This window comes from Streptomyces sp. NPDC044984 (genome assembly GCF_040646935.1).
Taxonomy (GTDB): Bacteria; Actinomycetota; Actinomycetes; order Streptomycetales; family Streptomycetaceae; genus Streptomyces.
On the sequence record NZ_JBEZBE010000089.1, the window covers coordinates 1 to 4,135 of the forward strand.

Sequence of the window (4,135 nt, forward strand, 5' to 3'; positions counted from 1 at the left end):
CGGCGATCAGCTCGCGCATGGCGAGGGAGACGTGGGTGTTCAGCCGGTCCCAGACCAGCACGATGGGCGCCTTGACGAGCTGGTGGACGCCGTCGATCAGTGCGATGAAGTCCCGCTCGCCCATGCTGCGGCGCGTGCCCCTGCCCGCTCGGTGGGTGCGCAGGCGGTGGCAGAGCCGGGTGCGGGAATCCGGCCGCATGGCGATCAGCCCGGCCACCGGCAGGCGTCCCGAGCGTCGGCCGCTGACGGTCACGACCGGGGTGTGTCCGCGCCGGCCCCAGGTGCGTCCCCGGGGCGGCCGGCGGGTGAAGCCCGCCTCGTCCTCGAAACAGACGTAACCTCCGCAGGCCGCCCGGGCTCTTTCACCTCCGCCCAGGCCGCCCCCTTCCAGACGGTGACGGCCCGCTCGTCGCGTTCGACAACCCTGTGTGCGAGGACCTATGGGCTGAAGCCGAGCCGGTGCATCAGCCTCGTCGCGCCGGAGACGCTGTAGACGTGTAGGCGTCCATCCGCCGCCCACGCGGCCGTCACCACCATCAAAGCCGGGACCACCCACCCATGCGCGGAAAGGCTTCGGGAGTTTGGATGGAGCCAGCCGCCACGGTCTCGGTGTTTTCGAACGGCTCTTCCGCGTTACCGATCCGGCAGACCGTCCTTACCCACGGATTAGGAGACGTGGAACTTCCTGCCGATCAGTGTGACCACCCGTGCCGCGGTCCACACCTGGTCTTCCACCCAGCCGTGCGCTGCCGGACCCTGCCCGAGATACCCGGCGAGCTTCTCCAGGCAGCGCGCGGACAGACGGCACCGCGACCCGCTCGGGCCACGGGAGGCCAGAGCTTCACGACCGCCTTCCCGCCACCACTGATGCCAGTGGTAAACCGGCTTCAGGCTCATCCGCAGCCGCCGTGCCATCTCCGGCGGCTTGTTCTTCTGCTCGAACAGCTCGGCCGCCTGCATCCGCACCGTCTCCCAGCGCCAGCGTCCCTCAGCGGTAAGCCCGCCCCATCCGCATACCTCACACACCACGGGATACAGCCACCGCACCAGCCCCATCAGGGACTTCGCCAAAATTCGCCCTGACGAGCTGAAGTCAGTAACGCGCAGTACCACTGCGAGTCCACGCGCACGCTGCCCGGGGGCTTCAAGCTGTCCGCAGACAATCAGAGGACGGTGGTGGGTAACATCAACGAAAAGGGCCTTCGCTGGTGGCGTAACGGCTCGTTCGCCGGCCAGAGTGCCCCGCACTCCGTTCCGCCGAACTACCAGATCCATGGCACGATGAAGCCCCTCTACGCCAAAAATCGGATCGAGTACCAGGACTACATCACCTGGCGCTGCAATATCGGTCCGGGCGGCACCGTCCCCTGACCTTCGCCGGTTGGCTCAACATCACGAACTAGGACAATGCCCGTACCCGAAGAAGAAATCCGCCGGCTGGCCCGAGCAATCCTCGACCGCTTGGGCCAGTCCGGTCAGTCCTGGCACGTCACGGAGATCGCACCCGTCGGTCGCACCTCCTTCAGGGTGCCGGAGGAAGCTCTGGACGGCGTGGTCGCCGTCGAATCCGAGGTCGTGTTCATCGCCGACAGCGCAGCCGAGCAGCCGGAGACCCTCGCGGCGCATTTCACGCTGGGAGTGGACCGTGCGGAGGCCATCATGTCTCTCGCCTCCCAACTGCAGGACCACCTCATCGAAGCCGCAAGCGGTGATCCGATTCCCCCTTGCCCTGGGCACCCGCACCCTCTGGTGGCCCATGTCGTCGCCGGAGAGCCTGTCTGGGAATGCCCGCAGTCCCCGGTTCATCATCGAGAACTCATCGTTCCGCTCGACTGAGCGGCATATGGTTCGGCGATTCCCGCCGAACTGGCCGCCGCAGCTCTGCCCTTCATCGGGCCCTGACCGGACGCGCAGGGGTGCCGCACCCCAGGGTTCAGAAGGGCTGACGCAGGTGGCGATGGTCGCGCTGTCCGCCGAGGCGTCGAGGGCTTCGGAGGACGGCAGGGCGGTGAGCGGGTGGGTCACGGCTCACTCGAAGGCGGGCGCACTCTTCTCACGGCTGGCTGTTACCCATGGGCCGAGGGCGAACCTGTCACTGTCCCGTCGTATTTCCAGGGCCCCTGCGCCGCCGAAGTGCGCGGGAACAAGCAACTCCCGTTCATCGGCAGCCCGCCCGAGAATCCGACGGCGGCTGGCCACCGCTTGTTCCGGGGCCAGGCAGGCGCTGCTGTTGCAGCAGGGGTGCAAGATCTGCACCGGGCTGTGCAGCAGATCTCCGACGAAGACTGCCCGGTCGCTGCCGGATGCGAGTCGCAGCACGGACGAGCCGGGAGTGTGACCGGGTGCGGACTCCAGGGTGAGGTGTTCGTCGATGCGGTGGAGACCGTCCCACAGCACGGCCTGTCCGGCCTGGTGGATGGGCGCGATGCTGTCTTCGTAGACCAGGCGGTCGACCTCCTGCGCGCCGTTCCCGTACGCGTTGTCCGGACCGTAGTGGAAGTCGTCGGCGGCCGGAATGAGGTATTGGGCGTTGGGAAACGCAGGTACCCACTGCCCGTCCGCGTCGACGGTGTTCCAGCCGACGTGGTCGACGTGGAGGTGGGTGTTGACGACGACGTCGACATCCTGCGGGCGGACACCGGCCCTCGCCAGAAGGCCGAGGAAATCACTGTGGGAGTGGTGGAACGGCCCCATGCCCGGTCGCTCGCGCCCGTTCCCCGCTCCGGTGTCAACCAGGACGGTCCGGCCCGCGCTGCGCAGCACCCAGCTCTGCAAAGCGAGCACCGCCAAGCCGCTGTCCGGCTCCCAGTGGTCCGGTGCCAGCCAGTCCTCGTTGTCCTTCCACACATGGGTGGCAGCTCCGGGGAACATGCCGGAGGTGGGCAAAAACGGCTCGTGCCACTCGATGACCCGTATGACCTCGACGTCTCCCAGCACCATGCTCTGCACACTCTCGCTCTTGTTCATCACGTGGTCGACCTTAAGAAAGGTCGCATGAGCGTCTCGATATTTATCCAGCTCAAAAAAATACGCATGCGTCTCATCCTTCATACGGCACATATCCTGGGTGGATGGATGTGGTGAGCGATGCGATATCCGCCGTGCACCTCGGGCACCCCTGGTTCCACCGACTGCGGGCAAGCGGGAACTGGTGCGCGCGACTGGACCCGTACGACGGCGCGGGCTTCTACGTCGTTCTCAAGGGCCACTGCTGGCTACTGACCGACGGCAGCGCCCCCCTACCTCTCGGCGTGGGTGACGCGGTGCTGCTGCCCCATGGCACAGGCCATGTGATCGCCGATTTCCCGGTCGATGCGACGGTCGCGAAGAAGAAGGCGGTGCCGTTCGAGCAATGGCTCGGGGAGACAGAGTCGCGAACCCAGCCCGACAGCTACGAGACAGAGGTGCTCTGCGGCAAGTACTGGCTCGACTGCAGCCGCATGCATCCCCTCATGGCCGAGCTGCCTGAGGTCGTCCACCTTCCCAGCCGAGTGGGCAGCCACCTCGAACTCCGTGCCGCCATCGATCTGCTCGCCGGTGAGCTGGATGAGATGCGACCCGGCTCCTGCGTGGTGCTCCCGAGCCTGCTCGACCTCCTCCTCGTCTACATGATCCGCGCCTGGATGACCGAGGCCCCCAGCGGAGCCTGGCCCCGCGTACTGGGCGACCCGGTGACGGCCGCCGCCCTGCGGGCACTGCATTCGGACCCGGCCGCGCCGTGGAGCAATGACCGTCTGGCGGCGGAGGCGGGCGTCTCCCGTCCCACCCTGGCGCGCCGGTTCACCACCCTGGTCGGCCGCCCTCCGATGGCGTACCTCACCTGGTGGCGCGTGATCCGCGCCGCCACCCTGCTCCGCGACACCCCGGACACCCTGGCCACCATCGCCGGCCGAGTCGGCTACGGCAGCCCGTACGCGCTCTCACACGCCTTCCAACGGGAGTTCGGCACCACACCGGGGCGGTATCGAGCGCAGGCCGCGGAGCGAGCCGCTGACGTCGAAACAGATTGACAGCAGAACCCGGTCAGGCAGTGATTCCTAAGAAGCCGTATCTCAACCGAACGTGATCCCTTGATTTCTGCTGGTCAGGCATGGTTTCGCTCGGGTTGAGGGAGGCATGCCGACGTCTTGTATCC

Annotated in this window: 5 protein-coding genes and 1 pseudogene; 3 read left to right on the forward strand and 3 right to left on the reverse strand. The window is 67.0% G+C overall.

Features of this window, described 5'->3' with window-relative positions; all coding sequences use genetic code 11:
* Together AB0A94_RS38435 and AB0A94_RS38440 are read right to left on the reverse strand one after the other, a co-directional pair.
* Positions 1–253, reverse strand: a pseudogene (locus AB0A94_RS38435) (IS630 family transposase); the annotation flags it as partial.
* A gap of 413 nt (positions 254–666) precedes the next feature.
* Positions 667–960: a hypothetical protein gene (locus AB0A94_RS38440; protein ID WP_361751654.1), complete on the reverse strand. Its 294-nt coding sequence runs from the start codon at positions 958–960 to the stop codon at positions 667–669.
* A gap of 216 nt (positions 961–1,176) precedes the next feature.
* Here AB0A94_RS38440 and AB0A94_RS38445 point away from each other — a divergent pair, with 216 nt between their 5' ends.
* Positions 1,177–1,371, forward strand: a complete 195-nt coding sequence (locus AB0A94_RS38445) for a hypothetical protein (RefSeq protein ID WP_361751656.1) — start codon at positions 1,177–1,179, stop codon at positions 1,369–1,371.
* 36 nt (positions 1,372–1,407) lie between these two features.
* Positions 1,408–1,836 carry a hypothetical protein gene (locus AB0A94_RS38450; RefSeq protein ID WP_361751658.1) on the forward strand — a complete coding sequence of 143 codons (429 nt, stop codon included), beginning with the start codon at positions 1,408–1,410 and terminating at the stop codon, positions 1,834–1,836.
* A 192-nt stretch (positions 1,837–2,028) separates the two neighbouring features.
* Here AB0A94_RS38450 and AB0A94_RS38455 read toward each other — a convergent pair whose 3' ends face one another.
* The gene (locus AB0A94_RS38455; protein ID WP_361751662.1) at positions 2,029–2,967 is read right to left on the reverse strand and encodes an MBL fold metallo-hydrolase; all 939 of its coding nucleotides are present in this window, start codon (positions 2,965–2,967) and stop codon (positions 2,029–2,031) included.
* A 104-nt stretch (positions 2,968–3,071) separates the two neighbouring features.
* Between AB0A94_RS38455 and AB0A94_RS38460 the strand changes: the two genes are divergently transcribed.
* Positions 3,072–4,010 (forward strand): AraC family transcriptional regulator, encoded by a 939-nt coding sequence (locus AB0A94_RS38460; RefSeq protein WP_361751660.1) that lies wholly within the window; start codon positions 3,072–3,074, stop codon positions 4,008–4,010.
* Positions 4,011–4,135 lie beyond the last annotated feature (125 nt).

What these genes read in the sequence shown, in the direction of transcription:
- AB0A94_RS38440 (WP_361751654.1), bottom strand. Translation starts at nt 960, where the DNA reads ATGCAGGCGGCCGAGCTGTTCGAGCAGAAGAACAAGCCGCCGGAGATG.
- AB0A94_RS38450 (WP_361751658.1), top strand. Translation starts at nt 1,408, where the DNA reads ATGCCCGTACCCGAAGAAGAAATCCGCCGGCTGGCCCGAGCAATCCTC.
- AB0A94_RS38455 (WP_361751662.1), bottom strand. Translation starts at nt 2,967, where the DNA reads ATGAACAAGAGCGAGAGTGTGCAGAGCATGGTGCTGGGAGACGTCGAG.
- AB0A94_RS38460 (WP_361751660.1), top strand. Translation starts at nt 3,072, where the DNA reads ATGGATGTGGTGAGCGATGCGATATCCGCCGTGCACCTCGGGCACCCC.